At 31.8% G+C, this 21,561-nt stretch carries 19 protein-coding genes; all 19 read left to right on the forward strand.

Features of this window, described 5'->3' with window-relative positions; genetic code table 11:
• Positions 1-107 precede the first annotated feature (107 nt).
• The gene (locus RH98_RS06230) at positions 108-545 is read left to right on the forward strand and encodes a hypothetical protein (protein ID WP_010251854.1); all 438 of its coding nucleotides are present in this window, start codon (positions 108-110) and stop codon (positions 543-545) included.
• Between the two features lie 629 nt (positions 546-1,174).
• Positions 1,175-1,372 (forward strand): hypothetical protein, encoded by a 198-nt coding sequence (locus RH98_RS15640; RefSeq protein ID WP_141629425.1) that lies wholly within the window; start codon positions 1,175-1,177, stop codon positions 1,370-1,372.
• Positions 1,353-2,153, forward strand: coding sequence for a HEAT repeat domain-containing protein (locus RH98_RS06240; protein ID WP_010251858.1), 801 nt, complete (start codon positions 1,353-1,355; stop codon positions 2,151-2,153). The genes RH98_RS15640 and RH98_RS06240 overlap by 20 nt, the downstream gene beginning before the upstream one ends.
• 26 nt (positions 2,154-2,179) lie before the next feature.
• Positions 2,180-3,631 carry a glycosyltransferase family 2 protein gene (locus RH98_RS06245; protein WP_010251860.1) on the forward strand — a complete coding sequence of 484 codons (1,452 nt, stop codon included), beginning with the start codon at positions 2,180-2,182 and terminating at the stop codon, positions 3,629-3,631.
• A 21-nt stretch (positions 3,632-3,652) separates the two neighbouring features.
• Positions 3,653-6,448 (forward strand): tetratricopeptide repeat protein, encoded by a 2,796-nt coding sequence (locus RH98_RS06250; protein ID WP_010251863.1) that lies wholly within the window; start codon positions 3,653-3,655, stop codon positions 6,446-6,448.
• Positions 6,435-8,567 (forward strand): DUF4838 domain-containing protein, encoded by a 2,133-nt coding sequence (locus tag RH98_RS06255; RefSeq protein ID WP_010251866.1) that lies wholly within the window; start codon positions 6,435-6,437, stop codon positions 8,565-8,567. Before RH98_RS06250 ends, RH98_RS06255 begins: the two co-directional genes overlap by 14 nt.
• 69 nt (positions 8,568-8,636) lie before the next feature.
• A complete protein-coding gene (locus RH98_RS06260; RefSeq protein ID WP_010251869.1) occupies positions 8,637-9,086 on the forward strand; it encodes a DUF1573 domain-containing protein in 450 nt (149 codons plus the stop codon).
• Position 9,087: 1 nt separating this feature from the next.
• Positions 9,088-10,107: a UDP-glucose 4-epimerase GalE gene (gene galE, locus RH98_RS06265; RefSeq protein WP_010251871.1), complete on the forward strand. Its 1,020-nt coding sequence runs from the start codon at positions 9,088-9,090 to the stop codon at positions 10,105-10,107.
• Between the two features lie 308 nt (positions 10,108-10,415).
• Complete coding sequence (locus tag RH98_RS15210) at positions 10,416-11,975, forward strand: helix-turn-helix domain-containing protein (RefSeq protein ID WP_010251873.1); 1,560 nt, start codon at positions 10,416-10,418, stop codon at positions 11,973-11,975.
• A gap of 474 nt (positions 11,976-12,449) precedes the next feature.
• Positions 12,450-13,148, forward strand: a complete 699-nt coding sequence (locus RH98_RS15215) for a helix-turn-helix domain-containing protein (RefSeq protein ID WP_010251875.1) — start codon at positions 12,450-12,452, stop codon at positions 13,146-13,148.
• A 189-nt stretch (positions 13,149-13,337) separates the two neighbouring features.
• The gene (locus tag RH98_RS06280; protein WP_010251878.1) at positions 13,338-13,637 is read left to right on the forward strand and encodes a DUF4134 domain-containing protein; all 300 of its coding nucleotides are present in this window, start codon (positions 13,338-13,340) and stop codon (positions 13,635-13,637) included.
• Between the two features lie 11 nt (positions 13,638-13,648).
• Complete coding sequence (locus tag RH98_RS06285) at positions 13,649-13,993, forward strand: DUF4133 domain-containing protein (RefSeq protein ID WP_010251881.1); 345 nt, start codon at positions 13,649-13,651, stop codon at positions 13,991-13,993.
• Positions 13,977-16,487: a TraG family conjugative transposon ATPase gene (locus tag RH98_RS06290; RefSeq protein ID WP_010251884.1), complete on the forward strand. Its 2,511-nt coding sequence runs from the start codon at positions 13,977-13,979 to the stop codon at positions 16,485-16,487. The genes RH98_RS06285 and RH98_RS06290 overlap by 17 nt, the downstream gene beginning before the upstream one ends.
• A 38-nt stretch (positions 16,488-16,525) precedes the next feature.
• Entirely contained in the window at positions 16,526-17,158 is a 633-nt protein-coding gene (locus RH98_RS06295) for a DUF4141 domain-containing protein (protein WP_010251885.1), read from the forward strand.
• Between the two features lie 2 nt (positions 17,159-17,160).
• Entirely contained in the window at positions 17,161-18,156 is a 996-nt protein-coding gene (gene traJ, locus RH98_RS06300; protein WP_010251888.1) for a conjugative transposon protein TraJ, read from the forward strand.
• 6 nt (positions 18,157-18,162) lie between these two features.
• Complete coding sequence (gene traK, locus RH98_RS06305; RefSeq protein WP_010251891.1) at positions 18,163-18,786, forward strand: conjugative transposon protein TraK; 624 nt, start codon at positions 18,163-18,165, stop codon at positions 18,784-18,786.
• A gap of 11 nt (positions 18,787-18,797) precedes the next feature.
• Positions 18,798-19,082, forward strand: a complete 285-nt coding sequence (locus RH98_RS15415; protein WP_010251893.1) for a hypothetical protein — start codon at positions 18,798-18,800, stop codon at positions 19,080-19,082.
• Complete coding sequence (traM, locus tag RH98_RS06310; protein WP_010251896.1) at positions 19,060-20,343, forward strand: conjugative transposon protein TraM; 1,284 nt, start codon at positions 19,060-19,062, stop codon at positions 20,341-20,343. The genes RH98_RS15415 and traM overlap by 23 nt, the downstream gene beginning before the upstream one ends.
• 29 nt (positions 20,344-20,372) lie before the next feature.
• Complete coding sequence (traN, locus tag RH98_RS06315; RefSeq protein WP_010251899.1) at positions 20,373-21,251, forward strand: conjugative transposon protein TraN; 879 nt, start codon at positions 20,373-20,375, stop codon at positions 21,249-21,251.
• Positions 21,252-21,561: the final 310 nt, after the last annotated feature.

The following is a 21,561-nucleotide window of genomic DNA, read 5'->3' on the forward strand; positions in this document are numbered from 1 at the left end:
ATTTATAAATTTATTAGTTAAGCTTTGTGTTTAGTTAAAATATTGTTTATTTTATTAAAAACGTTTTATTTTTTATCTATCTTGCGCTCCCTTAAAAAATAAAAAAGATGAAAAAAATAAGTTTATTATTTCTGTTTATGACCGCATTAATTACTAGTTGTAGTAAATCAGATGATTATGAGGACTATACAAATAACCAAGTAAAAGCAAAATATGTAGGGCAGAGTTATGATTATACATTGAATAATATGAATACAAAAGTGCAGTTCTCAGTGAAGAATGATCTGAACTATATCGTTGAAGGTTATTTAAAAGTAGAAACTGTAGGTAAAGAAGTTGTAAAAAGTGAAAAGTTCTATATTGGACCAAGAACTAGTTCAAGTGTCTATGTAACAGTAAAAGGGATTTTGCAAGGCAGTGATTATATAAAAAGCACGAAGGTGTTTATCAACAAGAATGCAAATTTGCCAGGTAGTTCATTTAATAACCCTCTTTATCCAACTACACCAAATTACCCTGGTAATAAGTTTGGGGGAAAATGGTAATTCATAATATATGAAGATTTTATAAAATCTAATTAATTCCTTTTGTTCAATAAAAAACCGGTGGATAGACTTAGTCTATTCACCGGTTTTTTATATATAAGATTTCCACCTAGCAGTAATGTGTTTAGTAATAAGTAGTATTACGCATTACTATTATTAATTACTTATTATTTAGGAAATTATTACATTACTGTAAATACATTGGGAGGGATCTTGTATATGAGTGGTTCAATAAATTGGGAAGTACATTATTGCTTTAAAAGTACGTTCCCTAGACCATAATAGTATACTTAATTCTACTATTTGATAAATATTTTTGATTAAACTTCTGATTTTTAACAATTTAAAGGTTGTGTGTTTTACGCTAAACGTAAAATATTTGATGATGATTTTACGCTATTTGAAAAAGTATAGTGTATAGATGTATAGATAAATTAATAAATCTTTGTATCAAATAATTAAACGCAATGGATAGAATTAAATTTTATTTGTACTACTTGGTTTCACAATTTGAAGGCTTTCCTACTATAGTTAGAGTGACTATTTTTTTAATAATGGTCTTGGCTTTTCTTTATCTGGTTTCGTTATTTAAGATTGTTTTTATTGCTCGAAGTCTTAGAAAAGAGAGAATGAGAAAACATAAAATAAAGAAAAAGTATGAACATAAATTAGAAAGTATTCTTTTTTCAGAACACAATATGACTGCTGATCAGGTGAGTGCTAATCTTAATTTAGACGGAGATAAATTAAAAGATTGGGAAAAAACACATATTACTGATTTAATGATGAATTTAATAAGCAATAGAAATGAAGTTAAATACCAATAATTACAAAGAAGTTTTATCTGCCTTTAAACTACCTGAATTTTGGGAGAAATGCTTGCGCAGTAGCGAAAGTAAAACTAGTGAAGAAGCACTGAGGTTTTTGGAAAAAATGGGAACTAACGTATCAGGAAATGCTGTTTCTCATAAAGTATTTTCAAGTAATAAAAGTGTGAGAAAACATGCTAAGAGTGTATTTATGAAATTTGATTCTCATGATGCATTTAAGTTTTTAGATAATGGATTTGATAGTGATTTTAACTCTTTAGATGAGTTAAGAATTCATACTTCTCTATATAATAAATCTTTAGAAAAACCTTTGCCACTACTTATGCGTTGGGTTAATGGTGTAAAGGATGATAATTACAAAGCTTTCTTAATTAAAGAGATTGGTTTTTTTAAACAATTAGAAAGTGCTAATGCCTTGATTACGTTATTTAAGGAAGAAAGTAGTCAGCGAGTAAAAGCTCAGATAGCTACCACACTTGGTAAGCTAAAGAGTAAAGAAGCTGTAGATGTATTTAAAGAAGATTTTGACTATAGCAGTCAACAAGTACAAGATGCAATAATTGATGCTCTAGGGGTGATAGGTTGTAATAAGTCATTAGACTTTTTGGAGCAGATCTATTATAATCTTAGTCGTAAGGAGGCTTTGATAAAAGTGTTTTACAATATCTATCTAATTGATCATCAAAAGGTGGTTTACAATAGAATAAAAAATAATGTAACTACTGAATTTGAGAAAGCATTAATCTCTTATGTAGAATTGAATAACTCTAACCAATAAAATTGATTTAATAATCAAGTAATACTATGGACTTACTAATTTATCTCTATCAATATTTGATTTATTTTTACGCTCTTTTTATAACTATTATTTATGTATTATTAGCTGTATTTGGATACTTCAATATTGTTAATAATAAAAGTAAATATACTTTAAATGAAGAGAATAAATTAAGAGAACATCCTGAGATGGCACCTGCTATTTCAGTAGTTGCACCTGCTTATAATGAAGAGGTAATTATAATTGAAAATGTGAATTCTTTATTGAATTTAAATTATCCTAATTTCGAAGTTGTCATTGTTAATGATGGTAGTAAAGATAAAACATTAGAACTACTTATTGATAATTTTGAGCTTCAGGAGATTCCCTTTCCTTATATACAAAAAGTAAGATGTCAACCAGTTAACCGCGTTTTTAAATCAACAAATACACTCTATTCACGATTAACGGTAGTAGATAAAGTAAATGGTGGGACTAAGGCCGATGCGATGAATGCCGGTATTAATGTAGCTAAGTATGATTATTTTATTAATACGGATGTAGACTGTTTATTGGCCAAAGATACCCTTACAAAAGTAATTCTGCCTGTATTAGATTCTAATGTACGTGTTATAGCAGTAGGGGCTACAATGCGCATGGTAAATGGATGTGAAGTAAAAAAGGGAAATATCACTCGCGTTAAACCCCCAAAGGGTATTATACCACTTTTTCAAGAGACAGAATATTTACGATCGTATTTACTCGCAAAAATGGGTTGGTCTTTTTTTAACTTAATACCTAATGTATCTGGTGGATTTGGACTTTTTGATAAATCAGCAGTGATTAATGCGGGAGGGTTTGATTCTTTATCTCATGCCGAAGATATGGATATGACTTTACGTATGATTGCTTATATGCGCGATCAGAATTTAAAATATAAAATCGTTCAGATTCCAGATACTTGCTGTTGGACTGAAGGTCCGCCAAACTTAAAAGTGTTAAGTAGACAACGAACCAGATGGGGACGAGGATTGTTACAAATTTTTGTTGTTCACCGCAAATTATTGTTTAATCGTAAATACGGTCGTACTGGACTTTGGGTGATGCCTTATGCATTATTATGTGAGTTTTTAGCTCCTTTAGTAGAGATTACAGGATTGTTGTTCTTAATCTTTTTATTGTTAACTAATCAAGTTAATTTTTCTACTTTTTGGTTAATGATATTTTTTGTGTATATGATTGGTATTACTATGTCTTTAATTACCATATCATTTGATTTAATGGTTAAAAAGCAATACAAGAGCTACAGTGAATACCTTAAACTAATTATCTTTTCTTCATTAGAAGCAATTATTTATCATCCATTAATTGTGTTTTTTAGCATAAGAGGCTATTGGCAGTTCTTAACACGTAAAAGTTTCAAATGGGGAGATATGACAAGACAAGGATTTAGTAAAAAAGAACAGACTGCTCCCACCTCTAGCGTAGAGATAAATTAATAAAATTCCAAAAAAAGAAAGATGAGATTTTTAAAAATAGAGCTAAGAACTTATATTTTAGCTACTGCATTATTGTTTTTGGGGCATTTTACCTACGGACAGACAATAACCTTCGATTATTCAGAAGATTATGTGCATAAAGCAAATAATCAGTTTAGCAAAGGTCAATGGGAAGCAGGAAAAACGATTGTCGATCAAGGGTTAAAAGTTAATTCTAAGGATTCTGATCTTAAGATGCTTTCGGGAAAATATTATCACCACTTAAAACAATATGACAAAGCGCGTTATGAGCTTGTCAAAGCATTAGAAATTAATCCAAATAACGTCGATGCAAAACAAATACTTGTCAATGTAGAGACAGAGTCAAAGCGTTATTCTAGTGCTATTTGCTACGTTAATGAACTGCTGGAAGTAAATCCTTACTGGAAAGGCTTATGGCGTAAGAAAGTTGAGTTATATGAGTTGCAAGGAAATCACATAGAAGCAAATCGTCTTCGCAAACGCATAAGTCAAATCTACCCAAATGATGAGCAGTTAAAAAATGATTATTTATATAGTACAGAACTTGAAGCTGCAAGTAAACGCCAAGAAGGCAAAATTGAAGAATCATTAGTATTATCAAAGAGTCTGGTACAAGAGAATCCAACTAATCAGAATTATTATTTAAGTGTGATTAATGATTATTTAAAAAGTGGAGATCATTATAATGCTTTAGCTTACAGCGAAAGAGGATTAATGTATTTTCCTGATAATATTGAATTGATTAATAAGAAGGTAGGTATTTTACAAGAGCAAAAACGTTATGATGAAATATTGACATTTTTGCAACAGAAACAATTAACTGCTCAGTACAATTACTATTTATTAGAGGCAGCTCGCAGTGCTAAGGATAAAGATCCTTTTACGTTATACGGTAAGTTGTTTGAAGCAAATGCTTCAAATCAAGAGGCTTTTAATTATGTGTTTAACCATTTATTTAGTGGACAACAGTATGAGCAAGCATTAACTGCTATTGATCGACACCGCAAAAGTAAAGGAGATAGTAAGAATTTAGCACTAAAAGAGCTACTTGTATATAACCGTTTAGGGAATAATGATAAAGTAGCTAGTTTAACAAAGCAGTTATTCTATCAGTATAATAATGACCAAGAGATAAGAGAAGCCTATGTACAGGTAATGCTTATGGAAGCTAAAGCAAATATGGAGCAGTTGCGCTATCACCAGGCAATAGCTAACTGGTATCAAGTGAGTCAGTATGGAGATAGTGAAATGAATCAGATAGCTCAAAACGGTATTTACACATCTTATGTGGCTTTAGGTGATTATAGTAATGCGCTTAATACTCTTAATAATTTAATAGAGGAAAATCCTTCAAATTATGATTTATACTTTAAACGTTCCGACATTTATTTTAAGCAGAATAATTTCTATAAATCTGCTACGGCTTATGAAGATGCTTTAAAATTGATGGATGACAATCAGAAATTATATTATCTAGAGGGATATGGTGAATTAATGACCAAAATTATTAAATATTATAATGATGAGTTTCTTTATAATGAGAGTTTACAGTATGTAAACCGTTGGTTACTAGTTGATTCAGTTAATTTATCAGCTTTGAAATATGGAGCTAATTTAGCTTATCAAGTAAAAGATCAGAATGCTTTAGCGCAATTTATTAAGCAAGGACGTAGTAATTATCCAGATGATGTCTTCTTCAAAGTAAAAGATGCTGAATTAAATATTATAGATAAATCTACTACCCAAATAGTTTATGAGGATCTACATAGAGAATTAAAGAATAATCCATATCATAAGAATTTAATAGATGCTTTTGCACAAGCAACAGAGAAATACACTTTAGTGTTATTAAAAGAAAATGAAGCTGAAAAAGCACTGGAAATTATAGATACAGGTTTACTTTATTCAACAGAAGATAAAACATTGCTCTATACTAAAGGGCTTGTATTGGAAAAATTAAAACGCTACGACCAAGCTTACTTATATCAGCAGAATTATGATGTATCGCCATTAGAAATCGCAGAGTTTAAACAACATTTAAACTATTTAAACTATAAGAGTTATCGCAATGAAGTGGGAATAGAACATTTGCGTAGTCGCTTTGCTGATAGTGATCATATCAGTACTGTGTCTTCTTTTCAATATAGTTATTTAGGGGATAAGAATACTTATACTGGTAGAGCTAATTACGCAGGAAGAGATCAAGGAAAAGGAATTCAAGGACAATTAGAATGGTCACATACTTATAATAATAAATGGTCATCTCGATTTAATGTTGGCTTGGCAAATCAGTTTTTTCCAAAATTCACGATTAATGGGTCTGTGTATAAACAGATTAACTTGTTTACTCCAATGGAGTTAGAGGTAGGTCTTGGATATCGAAGAGTAGAAGTTAGTGATGATAACACTTCTAATAAGCAAGGATTGTTTAATGTAGTGCTTGGGCTGACAAAAGAGTTAGATAAGTTTCGTTTAAATGCTAAGCTAGATAATTTTGTTTTTGATGATCAGTATTTATATAATCTTTCTATTAATGCTAGGTACTTTTTAAGTTCCCCGAAAAACTATGTTTCTGCCATGGCAGGAGTTGGTTCTTCACCTGATGTAGAACTAATTGATTATAAGTTCTATAATGGTTTCTCGGTAATTAATACAATGGTGGGAGCAGGATATTCACGAATTGTTTATCATAATGTTTCTCTTGGAGTATTAGGTACATGGTACAACTATAAAGCAGGCGATAATAACTATCGAAATCTATATAATCTCTATTTTAATTTGAATGTTACTTTTTAAGGTTTTTAGAAATAGCTTACTTCTTTTTTCTCTTGTACTTTTGGGGTGCGGAACTAAAGAATTACCAAAACTTAAAGCCCATGGATATATAATTACGGGTGCTAATGAGAAAGGGGAATTATGGGCAGAATACACTTATAATCATTTAGTAAAACGCTCAAGTGATCAATCCATTTTTAGTCTGAACGGTACTGCGCAGGATAACCAAAAAGAGATTCAGTTTGAAATAGATCAGGACTTATCACATGATTATTGTATTAGTCATACTGCTGATCGATTACTAATACAAGTGCGTAGCGATGATATAGCCCTATGGATGGTCTATCAATTAATAGAAGCGCTTTCTAGAGAAGATAGCAGAATTAATTCTCAAGATCTAAATCCTGCAGTAATTGAATTTTATGATCATTGTAGTTCATTTGATTTTAAATATAGAGATCCTCATTATAGTCCTAATTTACAAGAAGATTATGCAACCATAAATGCTAATGCTAATCTGGAAGAAAAATGGGGAATATGGGGACATAACTTAAACAAAGTTATCACAGACCACAATGAGAATATGTATGCTTTAATAGAAGGAAAAAGGGATAGTCGACAATGGTGTTTTTCTTCTAAAGAGCTATTAGCTGATGTTACTTCTTATATCAATGATAATTATGGAGATAGTACTTCGGTTTTTTATTATTTTATGATTATGCCTCAAGATAATAATCTTGTTTGTCAGTGTCACCAGTGCTTGCTTGCTGGTAATACTGGTAAGAGTGCATCATCTGCAGTAGTAAATTTTATTAATGAATTAGCTACTTGTTTTGAAGGTCATCATTTCTTCACTTCTGCTTATCGTACAACTAGTACAATACCAACTGCACCAATGGCAAGTAATGCAGGGGTAATACTAAGTACTATTGAATTGCCTAAAGGTATAACATTAGATGAAAAGCAACCTGTTACAAAACAATTTATTGAAGATTTTTACAGCTGGGAGCAGAAAACAAGTGAGATTTATATATGGGACTACTGTGCTAATTTTGATGATTATCTTACACCTATTCCCACTCTATATAGTTTACAAGAACAGTTGAAGTTCTATAAAAAGTTAGGGATAAAAGGAATCTTTCTCAATGCTAGTGGATATGACTATATGCCTTTTGACGATGTGAAAACTTATGTAGCTGGACAACTAATGAAAAGAGCAGATGTAGCTATCGATAAACTTGTAGAGCAGTATTTTAAAAAGTTTTACCCCAGTAGTCATTCACTATTAACTTCCTATTATCTCAGTTTAGAAAAACAATATAAGAAGAAGGCGAAACAATATGGTATGTATAGTGGTTTTGCTGATATTTTAAAAGTGTATTGTGATCCTATACAATTTGTAGAGTTTTATGATGCATTAGAAAAAGTGATAATACAGGCAAAAGGACAAGAACAAGTACAACTAAAAAAATTATACACAGCCTTAACTTTTACTAGATTTCAGTTGGCCTATTATGAAAAGTCAAAACAATACGGGTATGCTATTGAGCACCCCTTTTCATTAGAAGTTAAGCCTATTGTCAAAAAATGGATAGATCAGCTAGAGCAAAGTAGTAATTATACTATATCTAATTACAGAGAAAGTAATGGTTCACTAGATAAATATATAGCATTTTGGAGGAAGATATATCAGGACAATGATGATGAAAATCTTCTCAAAGGAAAGTCTATTGAAATATTATCTAAAAAAGATGAGGGGTTTGAAAAATCTGATTTGTTACACGATGCTCAGATAGGATACGAACAGGATTATCACATAGGTTGGTACATCAGTAGTTTAGATGACTTACACCTTCGTTTTATTACCCAATCTTTAGAAGGTACTCACAGGATAACTATCCGCTTTTTGCAACAAGAGGAACATAACTTTTATCTACCAGAGAGAGTTGAGTTTTGGGCGGCAGGTAAGATGATTGCACAGGTAATGAATAAAGATTTGACAAGAGAAGAAAACGTAGGTACCTCTAGTGTTTTACTTGATTTAAGCCAGGTAGAACATATAGAGATAAAAGTGATTAGACAACAAAAAGAACATCGCAATATACTAGCTTGTGATGAAGTACAATTAAGAAAAATATAGTATATGAGCCAAAGTTTAAGAATACTGTGCGGTTTGTGCCTTAGTCTTTTTTTTATCGCATGTGGGGATATGAAAGACAAGAAAACTACATTAGAGATTATTGATAATAAGCGCCATTATTATCCTATCGTACAAGGACAGGAATTAGATATTGTATTTCCAATAAAGAATGTAGGAGAACATCCATTTGTATTAGATGATATTATTATAACCTGTGGTTGTTTAGCATTGAAGCGTTCGTCTGTTAATAGTATTCCTGCCGGTAGCCAGGGACATTTAATATTGAGCTATGATAGCACTAAGAATATAGGTTATGTAGAGCATTATATTACACTTTATGGCAATTTTTTAAAAGGAGATAAGCTGGAGATTACTTTTGATGTCAATGTGGTCCCTGATGCACATTACACAAAGGATTATGAAGAGCTTTATCAAATAAAGAAAGATAAAAATGGTGGAGTGAAAAAGATGGTAGAAGGAGCAGAAAATAACAAAGGCTATTATTTAAAAATAGAATAATATGAATAAGATTCTGGTAACAGGAGGTTTAGGATATATTGGATCCCATACGGTGGTGGAGCTAATAGAGCAAGGGTTTGAGGTAGTTATAATCGATGATTTATCGAATTCTAAAAAACAGGTATTATACAATATTGAAAAAATTACTGGTACAATGCCAGAATTATATGAAGGAGATATAAAAAATAAAGAAGTACTAAATCTTGTTTTTAATCAACATGCTTTTAATGGTGTAATTCATTTTGCAGCTTTTAAATCTGTAAGTGAAAGTCAAGCCAATCCTTTAGAATATTACGATAATAATATTAACGGTTTAGTTACTCTTTTAATGATGATGAAACAGTATAATGTGCAGCATCTTATATTCAGTTCTTCTTGTACTGTTTATGGTCAGGCTAAAGAAATGCCTATAAGGGAATCAACTCCATTAAAAATGTGTGAATCAAGTTATGGAAAAACCAAGCAAATGGGAGAACAAATCATAGAAGACTTCGTAAAAGCCTATGATAAGAAAGCTTGTTTATTGCGTTATTTTAACCCAATTGGAGCACATAAAAGTGGACTTTTAGGCGAACTTCCTAATGGTGTCCCTAATAACCTAGTTCCTTTTGTTTTACAGACAGCAGCTGGTATTCGCGACTATCTGAATATTTGGGGAGATGACTATACTACGGCTGACGGTACTGCTGTAAGAGATTATATTTATGTGGGAGATTTAGCAAAAGCACATTTGGCTGCTTTATTAAAATTATTAAAAGAGGATAAGACGAGTTTATTGGATATCTATAATTTAGGAACAGGTAGAGGAACATCGGTATTGGAAATTGTTAAGACTTTTGAAAAGGTGAATAAGCAGAAGGTAAACTATAAGATAGGACCACGTAGAGAGGGTGATATTACCATTGCATATGCTGATGCTAGTCTAGCAGAGAAAGAACTTGATTGGAAAGCTACAACTACCATTGAGCAATCTTTACTAACAGCTTGGCAGTGGCAATTGAATTTAAAAGAGAGCTTATAGCAGCTTAAAAACACTTTAAAAGTAGATGTAAATGCGAATTAAAAGCTTCAAAGTATCCATAAAGAATACCAAAAGTTAAAAATATAAGGTACATTTTGTGATTTAGTTTTAGTATTGAATCTTTTAGTAATTTTGCTTATTAATTTAACAGAATAAAACGCACTAAAAGGTCTATAGTAATATGGACCTTTAATTTTTTACCAAATCCATATAGAATAAAGAAAATGAAACAAATAATTAGATATAGTAATACATATTTTAGCTTGGGTTTAATTATAATTGGTGAGATTGTTTAAAGAAAACATTGCATGAGAGGCATATTATTATATCTTTTTTTAATTATAATTAGTGTAAAAAACACATATGGTCAACAGTATTTATACGATAAAACCTATAATGAGATACAACAAGATTTGTTATGTACAGATATAGATAGGGCTATTTATCAATCTGAGTATCTATTGAGTATTTCTGAGACCAATCAGCAAAAAATAAAAACTTATCTTTTAAAGACTCAACTATTTCGTCAAAGTGGAATAAGAGATGAGGCTATCGTTAGTTTAAAAAAAGCTGATAGTATTGCTTATAATGAGAGAGATTATGGTTTTTTGTCGCGCATTAATGGCACCTTATCAACTTTATATAGAGAAAATGGACTTAGTGGTTTAGGCAAAATAGCATTGGAAAAAGGTATCAACTATAGCCAAAGAATTCCCGAAAGTGATGATAAGTTTCGATTTATTGGAAATACAAAACAAGAATTAGCTTATTATGAAATGGAAGAGGAGAACTATTCCAAAGCAATTTCTTACTTAAAGGAAGGTTTTACACTTTATGAACTCATTAAAGGAGATATAGATAAAAAATTCTTATATGCTATTAATAATGAATTAATTGCAAAAAATTACTTACTCAAGCAGCAAGTTGATTCTGCTTTTGCTTATTTAAAAAAAGCAGACTTAGATCTCAGTACTTCTAATTCTTCCAGTAGTGCTCTTAGAGGCTTTATATATGAAGGACTAGGAAAGGTCTTTCTAGAAAAAAGAGATTATAAAAGTGCCTTAACTTATTTTAATAATGCATGGAATATAGCTCAGGAATCTAGCTTTTTTGATTTAAAATTACAAGTTGGACGTTCACTTTTAGACTATTACAAGCAGACCGGAAGTGACAAGGAGTATATAGTGTTTGCTGAAACTTATTTAAAACTTAAAGAAGATGAACACTACAAGCGAAATACAATAAATAATAAGCTTGTTCACTCCATGTATGAAAAGGAAGTTTTAATCAATAAACAACACAAAAGGCAAATGTATTATGCACAGTGGGGTTTGATGATTTTATCTTTTTCTCTACTTTTTCTTTTTTTCATTAAAGGGAGTGATATATCTAAGTATTTTTTTTTAAAACTATGTATAAAAAACAGACCAAATGCCTTATTAGTTTCTAAAGAGGATTATAATCAAGAATTCGAAGAAGAGCAAGAAGAAGTTGATAAAGAATACATGTCTAAGGACATGGAAGACTTTATTTTAGAGCGTATAGAAATATTTGAAAAACAAAAGGGATTTTTAGATAAAGATATTTCACTTAGTGTACTAGCTGGTCAATTTGGTTGTAATCATCGGTATTTGTCTTATGTAGTTAATAAATATAAACAAAAAGAATTCACGAGTTATATTAACGAATTACGCATTAAATATATCGTAAAATGTCTTTATGATAACTCTGATTATTTACTTTATAAAATAAGTTATTTAGCAGAGCAAAGTGGTTTTGCTTCACATAGTAGATTTACTATTACTTTTAAAAAAGTAGTAGGAGAGTCCCCTTCTCAATTTATTAGTCGACTTAAAGAAGAAAACTAATAAGTCTTCTTTTTCGATTTAAAATCTTATTTGTTTTTTTAGTCATATTTAATGGTTATCTGTATATTTAATATTGATGACATATGAAAGTTTTTGTTTTTTTTTATGCTTTTGTTTGTTTTTTAATTCATTCTATTTCAGTGTGTTGTAAAATGTCCACCCTGATGTCCACCCTTGTTTTTATGTTTTTTTTATAATAGAAATTACTTTTAACAATGTAATGAAAATAGAATTAGATAATGTTAATATTATCAATGAAAAAAATATAAATCAAATTCACTACTCAATATTTTCTTGCAGTAAATGCATATAGAATAATGACTCTCTTTTGTAGCCACTTTTATTAAATAAGCCAAGTATGTATTATTTATTTCTATTGACAAAAGAATAGATTTAAAAGGTATAATTATAATTTAATGAAAGCAAAAGAAAGTTGTTTTTTACAATAGCGTGAGTTTTATAAAGTAAAGAATAATGAGAACACAACAAAACAACAAAACAACCCTTAAAAATTTAACCACTAAAAAAGTATCATATCTCCAATTACTAGAGGATTATAAACAGCGAATGCTTGTCTTGTATAAGGATAATTCTGTAGGTAATAATCAAGTTGATAGTTCATATCCCTCTATTATTGTTTTTATATATTATACAGGTGTTTTTTTTACAGCAGCTCTATCTAATACATTTAGAAAAAAAGACAAAAGGTATGATCAATTATTAAAATTAAACAATAATATAAAGAAGGAAAGAAAACAAGAAAGTAAACAACTAAGGATAAAGGAAAGTATAAAACATCAAAAGAATTATATGCCCAAAGAAACAGAACAATATATTTTAAGAAAGCTTAAGACATTTGAAAAGAACAAACAATATTTAAATAAGCAGATTTCTTTAAATTATGTTGCAGTTGAATTTGGAATCAATCATCGTTATTTATCTCACGTGATTAATAAACATGAGCAAAAAGATTTTGCCAATTATATTAATGAATTACGTATTTATTATATCATAGATTGTTTAGATAATAAACCTGAATATCTTAAATATAAGATTAGTTATTTGGCAGATAAATGCGGCTTTACTTCCCATAGTAGGTTTACTCTTACATTTAAAAAAATTATAGGAGAGTCACCATCATCTTATATTAATGATAAGATGAATCAAATTTGAGTTTTGTGATTAATTAGAAAATCACCTTGGTAGTATTTTATATTATTGGCGCTGAACTACTATATTTTTGAGTCCTTTTAAGACAAGTAGCCTCTTTTTTTGTCATAAAATAATAGACTTTGTTTTTTTAAGCAAATTCAATGAAATATCAAGTAAACTACTTGATAAAGTAATTTTAAAAGTCATATTATGAAAAAAAAAGTATTTTTTATTTCAGTAATTTCTTTACTGATTCAGTATCGAAATTTTGCTCAAGGAAATGGAGTTGCAGGAATCACAGAAGCCACCCAAATGGTTACTTCTTATTTTGATCCAGCCACTAAACTTATCTATGCTATTGGAGCTGTAGTTGGTTTAATAGGAGGGGTAAAGGTCTACAACAAATTCTCAAGTGGTGATCCCGATACAAGCAAGACAGCTGCAAGCTGGTTTGGAGCTTGTATCTTTTTAATTGTAGCAGCAACGATTCTACGTTCATTTTTCCTTTAAAAGCTACGCTTATGAAAAAGTATAGTATCAATAAAGGTATTGGAGCAAGCGTAGAATTTAAAGGCCTCAAGGCGCAGTACTTGTTTTATTTTGCGGGAGGACTATTGGCTGATTTAATTCTTGTTATGGTTTTGTATATGGCAGGGGTAAATAATTTTATTTGTTTAACCCTTGGCCTTGGCATATCAGGCTATCTTGTCTATAAGGTGTTTTCACTAAATAAGAAATACGCTCAGTATGGTCTTATGAAAATTCAAGCCAGGAAATATTTTCCAAAGTATATTATCTCAAGGAAGGATTTTAGAGCGTATTTCAATAGAAACTTAAAGTTAAGACACTATGAGAAATACAGCTAAGACAAACACTTTAGAGAGAATGTTTCCGATTCTATCGGTAGAGAACAATTGTATTGTCTCCAAACAAGCAGATATAACGGTTTGTTACAAGGTTATCTTACCTGAGATATTTACCATCTCAGACAAAGAGTATGAGACCATTCACAGCGTGTGGCATAAGGCTATTAAAACCCTTCCGGAGTTTACTGTGATTCACAAACAGGATTGGTTTGTAAAACAGAGTTATAAGGCTGATTTTAAAGACGCAGAGCAGAGTTATTTAAGCAGAAGTTTTGAAAGGCATTTTAACGAGCGTCCCTATTTGAATCACAGTTGTTATTTATTTATCACAAAAACTACCAAGGAGCGAATAAAAAGCCAGAGTAACTTTTCATCCCTTACAAAAGGAGAACTCATTCCAAAACAGATCAGAGATAAAGACACTATTCAAAGCTTTTTAGAGGCAACAACTCAGCTTGAAAAGATTGTTAATGATAGCGGTCTAATAAGCTTAATTAAACTATCTGAAGGGGATATCATAGGTTCAGAGGATAAAAGTGGACTCTTGGAGCAGTATCTGACGCTAAGTCCAAGTAAAAGAGGAAGTCTTCAGGATATTGCCATCAGCGCAGAGGAGGTTAGAGTAGGAGATAATCGTATTTCTATGCACACTTTATCAAGTACAGATGATCTGCCTACTGAGGTGTCTTATTTATCACGCTATGAAAAGCTATCAACCGATAAAAGCAGTATGACTTTATCGTTTGCCTCGCCAGTTGGACTTCTTTTAAACTGTAATCACATCTATAATCAGTATTTGTTTATTGAAGATAGTGATTCTAATTTAAAGCAATTTGAGAAGTCAGCTAAAAATATGCATTCCCTTGCCAGATACAGCAGAGCTAATCAAATAAACAAGCAGTGGATAGAAGAATACTTAAATGAGGCTCATAGTAAAGGATTAACATCTATTAAAGCTCACTTTAATGTAATGGCATGGTCTGATAATTCAAGTGAGCTTAAACAGATTAAAAACGATACAGGAAGCGCAATTGCTTCCATGGAGTGTGTGCCAAGACACAATACAGTGGATGCTCCAGCGCTTTACTGGGCAGGTATGCCAGGGAATAGCGGGGATTTTCCAAGTGAAGAGAGCTTTTACAGCTTCATTGAACCTGCACTTTGCTTTTTTGCGGGGGAGACCAACTATCAAAACTCACTTTCTCCCTTTGGGATAAAGATGGCAGATCGCTTAACTGGTAAACCAATTCACTTAGATATTTCAGATCTACCGATGAAAAAGGGAATTATCACTAATCGAAACAAATTTATCTTGGGACCCTCGGGAAGTGGTAAGAGCTTTTTTACCAATCATATGTTACGGCAGTACTATGAGCAAAACGCCCACGTGCTTTTAGTTGATACAGGGAACTCTTATCAAGGGTTATGCGAGCTGATTAAAGGAAAAACCAATGGCGAGGATGGGCTGTATTTTACCTACACCGAGGAAAACCCAATTGCTTTTAATCCTTTTTATACCGATGATGGGGTATTTGATATTGAAAAAAGAGAGAGTATTAAGACTCTTATCTTAACGCTTTGGAAGCGGGATGACCAGCCCCCTTTAAGATCGGAGGAAGTAGCGCTTTCAAACGCCGTTAGTGGGTATATCCAAAAACTTCAAAATAGCGATGTAAAACCGAGTTTCAATACTTTCTATGAATATATCAAAACAGATTACAAAGCTGAGTTAGAACACAAAAAGGTTAGAGAAAAAGACTTTGATCTTTATAACTTTTTAAATGTGCTTGAACCCTACTATAAAGCAGGCGAATACGACTATTTATTAAACTCAGAAAGCGAGCTTGATTTACTCAATAAACGCTTTATCGTTTTTGAAATTGACGCGATAAAGGATCACAAGATTCTTTTTCCCATAGTGACAATAATCATTATGGAGGTATTTATAAATAAGATGCGTAGGCTTAAAGGTCAGCGCAAATTAATCTTAATTGAAGAGGCTTGGAAGGCTATAGCTAAAGAAGGGATGGCCGATTACTTAAAGTATTTATTTAAGACCGTTAGAAAGTTCTTTGGAGAGGCAATTGTGGTAACGCAAGAGGTGGATGATATCATTCAATCTCCGATTGTAAAGGAGAGTATTATCAATAATTCCGACTGTAAGATCCTTCTTGATCAGCGCAAATACATGAATAAGTTTGATGATATACAAACGATGCTTGGCCTTACTGACAAAGAAAAAGCCCAAATCTTATCGATTAATTTAAACAACAATCCAAACCGACTTTACAAAGAGGTGTGGATTGGTCTTGGAGGAACTCACTCCGGTGTGTATGCAACAGAAGTGAGTTACAGTGAATATTTAGCTTACACCACAGAGGAGACTGAAAAATTACAGGTTATGAATCTGGCTAAAGAGCTCAAGGGTAACGTAGAGATGGCTATAAAGCGTCTTGTACAAGATAAAAAAGACAAGGGTGATACTATTGCCTAATTTTCTTCAAAATAAAACAATCTTTAAAATTTATTACAATGAAAAAACTATATCAAATAGGGATTATAGCTATGCTATTTATTCTACCTATAAAAGGACACTCACAGTGGACAGTATATGACCCAGGAAACTTTGCTCAAAGCATTGTTAATAGCGCCAATGAAATTATACAAACATCGGCTACGGTTGAAAATGTAATTAAAAATTTTAAACAAGTAGAGAAAGTTTACAACCAAGGTAAAGAGTATTATGATAAGCTTCAAGGGGTAAACAATCTTGTTAAGGACGCAAGGAAAGTGCAACAAACAGTGCTTTTAGTGGCAGAGGTCTCAGAGCTATATGTCAAAAACTTTGGCAAGATGCTAAACGATACTAATTTTTCACCACAGGAGCTAGTGGCTATAGCAAATGGCTATTCTATTTTACTTGGTGAGAGCACCGAGCTTTTAAAAGAGCTTAAGCAAATTATAAGTCCCTCAAGCCTTTCTTTAAATGATAAAGAGCGCATGGATATTATAGATAGGCTTTATATACAGGTTAAAAACTACCACAGTCTTGTTAGTTATTATACCAGAAAAAATATAGGTATTAGCATCTTAAGAGCCAAAAAGAAAAGCAATACCCAAAGGGTATTTGATTTATATGGTAACTCGAATCAAAAATACTGGTAGTTATGGCAAGTGATAATTTACATGAGGTACTTCAAAGTCTTTATTACGATATGATGCCACTATCGGCCCAGATGGCAGGGATGTCTAAAAGTCTAGCAGGCCTTGGTGCTCTTTTTTACATTGGCATTAAAGTATGGCAAGCCTTAGCTAGAGCCGAGCCTATTGATGTTTATCCAATGCTCAGACCGTTTGCTTTGGGCATCTGTATCATGTTTTTTCCAACCCTTGTTCTTGGAACATTAAACGCAGTGCTTAGTCCTGTAGTTAAAGGAACACATCAGATATTAGAGCGTCAAGTGATTGATATGACTTCTTTACAGCAGAAAAAAGATGTTTTAGAAAAACAGGCAATGCTACGAAATCCAGAGACAGCCTATTTAGTTTCAGACGAAGAGTTTGATAAAAAGCTTGATGAGCTTGGGTGGTCTCCATCTGATTTAGCAGCGATGACAGGTATGTATTTAGAGAAATGGCAATATGATTTTCAAAAAAATCTAAGAGATGGTTTTAGAGAGATATTAGAAATGCTCTTTCAAGCTGCGGCTCTTGTTATTGATACGATTCGGACTTTCTTTTTGGTAGTGCTGTCCATACTTGGTCCAATTGCCTTTGCTATCTCGATATGGAGTGGTTTTGAATCAACACTTACCCAGTGGCTCACACGGTACATAAGCGTGTATCTCTGGCTTCCAGTAGCAGATCTATTTAGTAGTATGCTCGCTAAGATTCAAGTGTTAATTATCGAAAGAGATATGCAGATGCTTTCAGATCCAAGTTTTGTCCCTGATACCTCTAATACTGCTTATGCGATTTTTATGATCATTGGTATTGTTGGATATTTTACTATTCCTACAGTAACAGGATGGGTAATTCAAGCAGGTGGAGCAGGAAACTTTATGCGTAATATGAATAAGACTGTATCAACTACTGGTAATATGGCCACGGCAGGAGCAGGGGCAACAGTAGGTAATATTTCAGGACAACTAATCAAAAAATAAAGTATTATGGAATTTAAATCACTTCGAAATATAGAAAACAGCTTTAAACAGATAAGGCTCTACGCTATTGTATTTGCATCGGTTTGTCTTTTAGTAGTTGGGTTTACTATTTATAAAAGCTATGATTTTGCTAAAGAGCAACGAGAGAAGATCTACGTGCTTGATAAAGGCAAATCCCTTATGCTTGCCCTTTCTCAAGACGCAAGTATAAACCGGCCAGTAGAGGCAAGAGAACACGTAAGACGTTTTCACGAGCTTTTCTTTACACTCTCACCTGAGAAGGCAGCTATAGAGAGTAATATGCAAAGAGCCTTTAACCTTTCTGATAAAACCGCTTTTAATTACTATAAAGACTTACTTGAAAAAGGGTATTACAGCCGGGTAATCTCAGGGAATATCCAGCAACGAGTTGAGGTAGATAGTATTAAAATAGATTTTAATGCCTATCCCTATAAAACCATGACCTATGCCACCCAGTATATCATCAGATCAAGTAATCTAACCAAAAGAAATCTTATAACAAGTAGCCAGCTTATATCTGCGGTAAGGTCTGATAATAACCCTCAGGGGTTTATTATTGAAAAGTTTACTGTTGTAGAGAACAAAGACTTAGAAGTTGTTAAACGCTAAAAAACTAATCTATGAATAAGTTACAACTTTTAAGACATAGCTATTGTAGTAGGCTACAGACCTATTGGAATAACCTCTCAATAAAAAGGCAACGAGCTTTATTACTTGCCTCTTTTACACTCTACAGCCTTATTTGCTTTTTTATTGTAAAGACAAGTTTTAGTTCTAAACTAACATCAGATAATCAAGAGAAACAGTACAATATCAAACCTGTAAAGTATTTGCTTGATAGGCAAAAGATAGAATTACAAACACCTTTAAAACCCAATAAGTATGAACTACAATCAATCAGATAAAACCCACAAAATAGAAAAAGTACCCAAAGAAAATAAGGTACTGCAAGGCATCGTTGAAAAACATAAAAAGCACATTGTCTTTACTTTAATGGGGATTGTGTTTTTAGGGGCAATGTATCTTTTATTCAAACCAGAAGACAAAGAGTTTATTACTCACAATGATTCCGTTCCAGAGGCGATAACACAGGGGATGCCAACAGATAAGGTTAAAGCTTATGAAAAAGAGCTATGGGAGCAGAAAAAGCAGGAAAATGAAAATCAGATTAACTCCTTAGCTGATTATTGGAATGAGTCTCAAGAAGAGCCTAATATTACTTATAATCACAAAGATTACAACGAGGAGCCAACTTACACGCCTTATCAGAGGTCTTACGAGAATTATAAGCAAAGCCAAGAGGTGCTGAGTAGTTTTTATAGTAGTACTGAAAATCCTGAAACTGATAAGCTTAAAAAGCAAATAGAAGAGTTAGAGAAACAATTAAAAGAAAAAGAAACTCCAACGTCTATTACAATGGATGGTCAATTAGAGCTTATGGAAAAGTCTTTTCAGATGGCAGCAAAGTATTTACCAACAGGTCAAAACCAAACTGAATTATCGCCTTCAAATGAGACTACAAACGCTAAAACAATTTCAAGTAAAAAACATGCTATAACAGTGCTTGATAAAACAAATAAAGATATTGTCTCTTCACTTGTAAAACCGATGAGTTTACAGGATTTCTTACCTATTAATCTTGAAAATAATCCAACCTTTTATACAGCAGCAGGAGAGGGTAAAGTGCAAACTCATAAAAATAGTATAAGAGTCAGCATTAAAGAAGATCAGACAATTATAAACGAAGGTTACATCAAACTAAAACTCTTAGAAAGCATTATGATAAATGGAGTTTTACTACCTGAGAAAAGTACGCTGATTGCTAAAGTAAAGATTAGTAACGCTAGATTAGAGCTTAGTGTAAACTCTATTAAAATCGGTGATAGTATTATAGAAACAGAGCTTATTGGTTATGATAACTATGGACAGAAAGGGCTTGAGGTATTAGACCTTCAAGAGATAAGCGCTTCAAAAGAGATCATCGCTAATATGGGACAAACAGCTGGAACGAGTATCTCGATGAGTAAATCTGCTTCAGATCAAATAGCAACAGATTTAACCAAAGGACTCATTCAAGGGATGTCAGGTTACTTTTCAAAGAAAATAAAAGCTCAAAGGGTAACTTTAAAACAAGGACAAGAACTGTTTCTTGTTCCCAAAGAATAATAATTAATAATTAGGCAAAACAAATCATTATGAAAACATTTATTCAATATATACTATTGTGTTTAATAACAGTAAACACAATAACCGCTCAAAATAGGAATCAATCTATAAACCTTTCAAAAGCAGAGGTAACTCCTTATGAAATTGAGCTCACCCAAAACAAAACAACTCATATACTGTTTCCAAGTAGTATTGAGTATGTAGACTTAGGTAGTCAAGAGATTATAGCTAGTAAGGTAGAGGCTACCTCTAATGTACTTCGACTAAAAACTATAAAAGAAGATATCACTGATACAAATTTTACCGTTATTACAAACGATGGCAAATACTATAGTTTTGATGTTACCTACAATAAAGAGCCAATACAACTGAGCTATGATTTAATTAAGTTTGAAAAACAAGTAAATAAACAGCAAAGCAAAGTCTTATTTAAAGATTTAGGAACTACGAGTGTAAGTCTAGTAGAGCTTTTTATGAAAGCAATTATCAAGAAAAATAAAAAAGAGCTAAATATTAAAAGCAAAAGCTACGGGGTAGAAGCAAGATTAAAGAGTATCTATATTCAAGATGGTAAATTTTACTTTCATCTTTCTATTAACAACAAAAGCAATTTACCATATAAGCTAGACTATGTTAGCTTTAAAATAAAAGATAGAAAAACTACTAAACGTACTACCATTCAAGAAGTGGCTTTAAAACCAATTAGAAGCTATGTTGATTTTCAAACTATAAATAATCAAAGTAAACAAGACAATGTCTTTATGTTTGATCAGTTTACTTTATCTGATAAACAAGTGCTTTTAATTGAGATTAATGAGAGCAATGGAATAAGGAAACAGCAGTTAAAGATAAGAAATTCAAGTATATTAAAAGCTAAAGAAGTTAAACAGATTCAATTAAGTAGGTAAAATTAATAAAGCAGCTAAGCAGAATTTTGTTTAGCTGTTTTTTTGTTTATCACTTATATATTTTATGATAAATTTTAATTAGTTTACAAGTAGAGAAAGTGGTATGTGCAGTATGTGAATTATTACTTAGCTTAAGTTAAATAATATGCTTTAACGAGACATGTTTTTTGTGTTAGTTATAATATGGTGTGACTTTTTGAGACTTTATTGTCTTAAGGTAGAATTAAATTGTTTAAAGTGAGATTTTATTTTAGTTAGCTAATAGATTTTAATTATGATACAATTACAGTTTTATTTAGGGTCAATCAAT

It is taken from the genome of Myroides injenensis M09-0166, assembly GCF_000246945.1.
Classification (GTDB): domain Bacteria; phylum Bacteroidota; class Bacteroidia; order Flavobacteriales; family Flavobacteriaceae; genus Flavobacterium; species Flavobacterium injenense.

Excerpts from the sequence above, each read along its gene's own strand:
- RH98_RS06230 (WP_010251854.1), top strand. The coding sequence starts at position 108 with ATGAAAAAAATAAGTTTATTATTTCTGTTTATGACCGCATTAATTACT.
- RH98_RS06255 (WP_010251866.1), top strand. The coding sequence starts at position 6,435 with ATGTTACTTTTTAAGGTTTTTAGAAATAGCTTACTTCTTTTTTCTCTT.
- RH98_RS15210 (WP_010251873.1), top strand. The coding sequence starts at position 10,416 with ATGAGAGGCATATTATTATATCTTTTTTTAATTATAATTAGTGTAAAA.
- traK (WP_010251891.1), top strand. The coding sequence starts at position 18,163 with ATGGAATTTAAATCACTTCGAAATATAGAAAACAGCTTTAAACAGATA.
- RH98_RS15640 (WP_141629425.1), top strand. The coding sequence starts at position 1,175 with ATGAGAAAACATAAAATAAAGAAAAAGTATGAACATAAATTAGAAAGT.
- RH98_RS06260 (WP_010251869.1), top strand. The coding sequence starts at position 8,637 with ATGAAAGACAAGAAAACTACATTAGAGATTATTGATAATAAGCGCCAT.
- traM (WP_010251896.1), top strand. The coding sequence starts at position 19,060 with ATGAACTACAATCAATCAGATAAAACCCACAAAATAGAAAAAGTACCC.
- RH98_RS06245 (WP_010251860.1), top strand. The coding sequence starts at position 2,180 with ATGGACTTACTAATTTATCTCTATCAATATTTGATTTATTTTTACGCT.
- RH98_RS06240 (WP_010251858.1), top strand. The coding sequence starts at position 1,353 with ATGAAGTTAAATACCAATAATTACAAAGAAGTTTTATCTGCCTTTAAA.
- RH98_RS06295 (WP_010251885.1), top strand. The coding sequence starts at position 16,526 with ATGAAAAAACTATATCAAATAGGGATTATAGCTATGCTATTTATTCTA.
- RH98_RS15415 (WP_010251893.1), top strand. The coding sequence starts at position 18,798 with ATGAATAAGTTACAACTTTTAAGACATAGCTATTGTAGTAGGCTACAG.
- galE (WP_010251871.1), top strand. The coding sequence starts at position 9,088 with ATGAATAAGATTCTGGTAACAGGAGGTTTAGGATATATTGGATCCCAT.
- RH98_RS06285 (WP_010251881.1), top strand. The coding sequence starts at position 13,649 with ATGAAAAAGTATAGTATCAATAAAGGTATTGGAGCAAGCGTAGAATTT.
- RH98_RS06250 (WP_010251863.1), top strand. The coding sequence starts at position 3,653 with ATGAGATTTTTAAAAATAGAGCTAAGAACTTATATTTTAGCTACTGCA.
- RH98_RS06290 (WP_010251884.1), top strand. The coding sequence starts at position 13,977 with ATGAGAAATACAGCTAAGACAAACACTTTAGAGAGAATGTTTCCGATT.
- traJ (WP_010251888.1), top strand. The coding sequence starts at position 17,161 with ATGGCAAGTGATAATTTACATGAGGTACTTCAAAGTCTTTATTACGAT.
- traN (WP_010251899.1), top strand. The coding sequence starts at position 20,373 with ATGAAAACATTTATTCAATATATACTATTGTGTTTAATAACAGTAAAC.
- RH98_RS15215 (WP_010251875.1), top strand. The coding sequence starts at position 12,450 with ATGAGAACACAACAAAACAACAAAACAACCCTTAAAAATTTAACCACT.
- RH98_RS06280 (WP_010251878.1), top strand. The coding sequence starts at position 13,338 with ATGAAAAAAAAAGTATTTTTTATTTCAGTAATTTCTTTACTGATTCAG.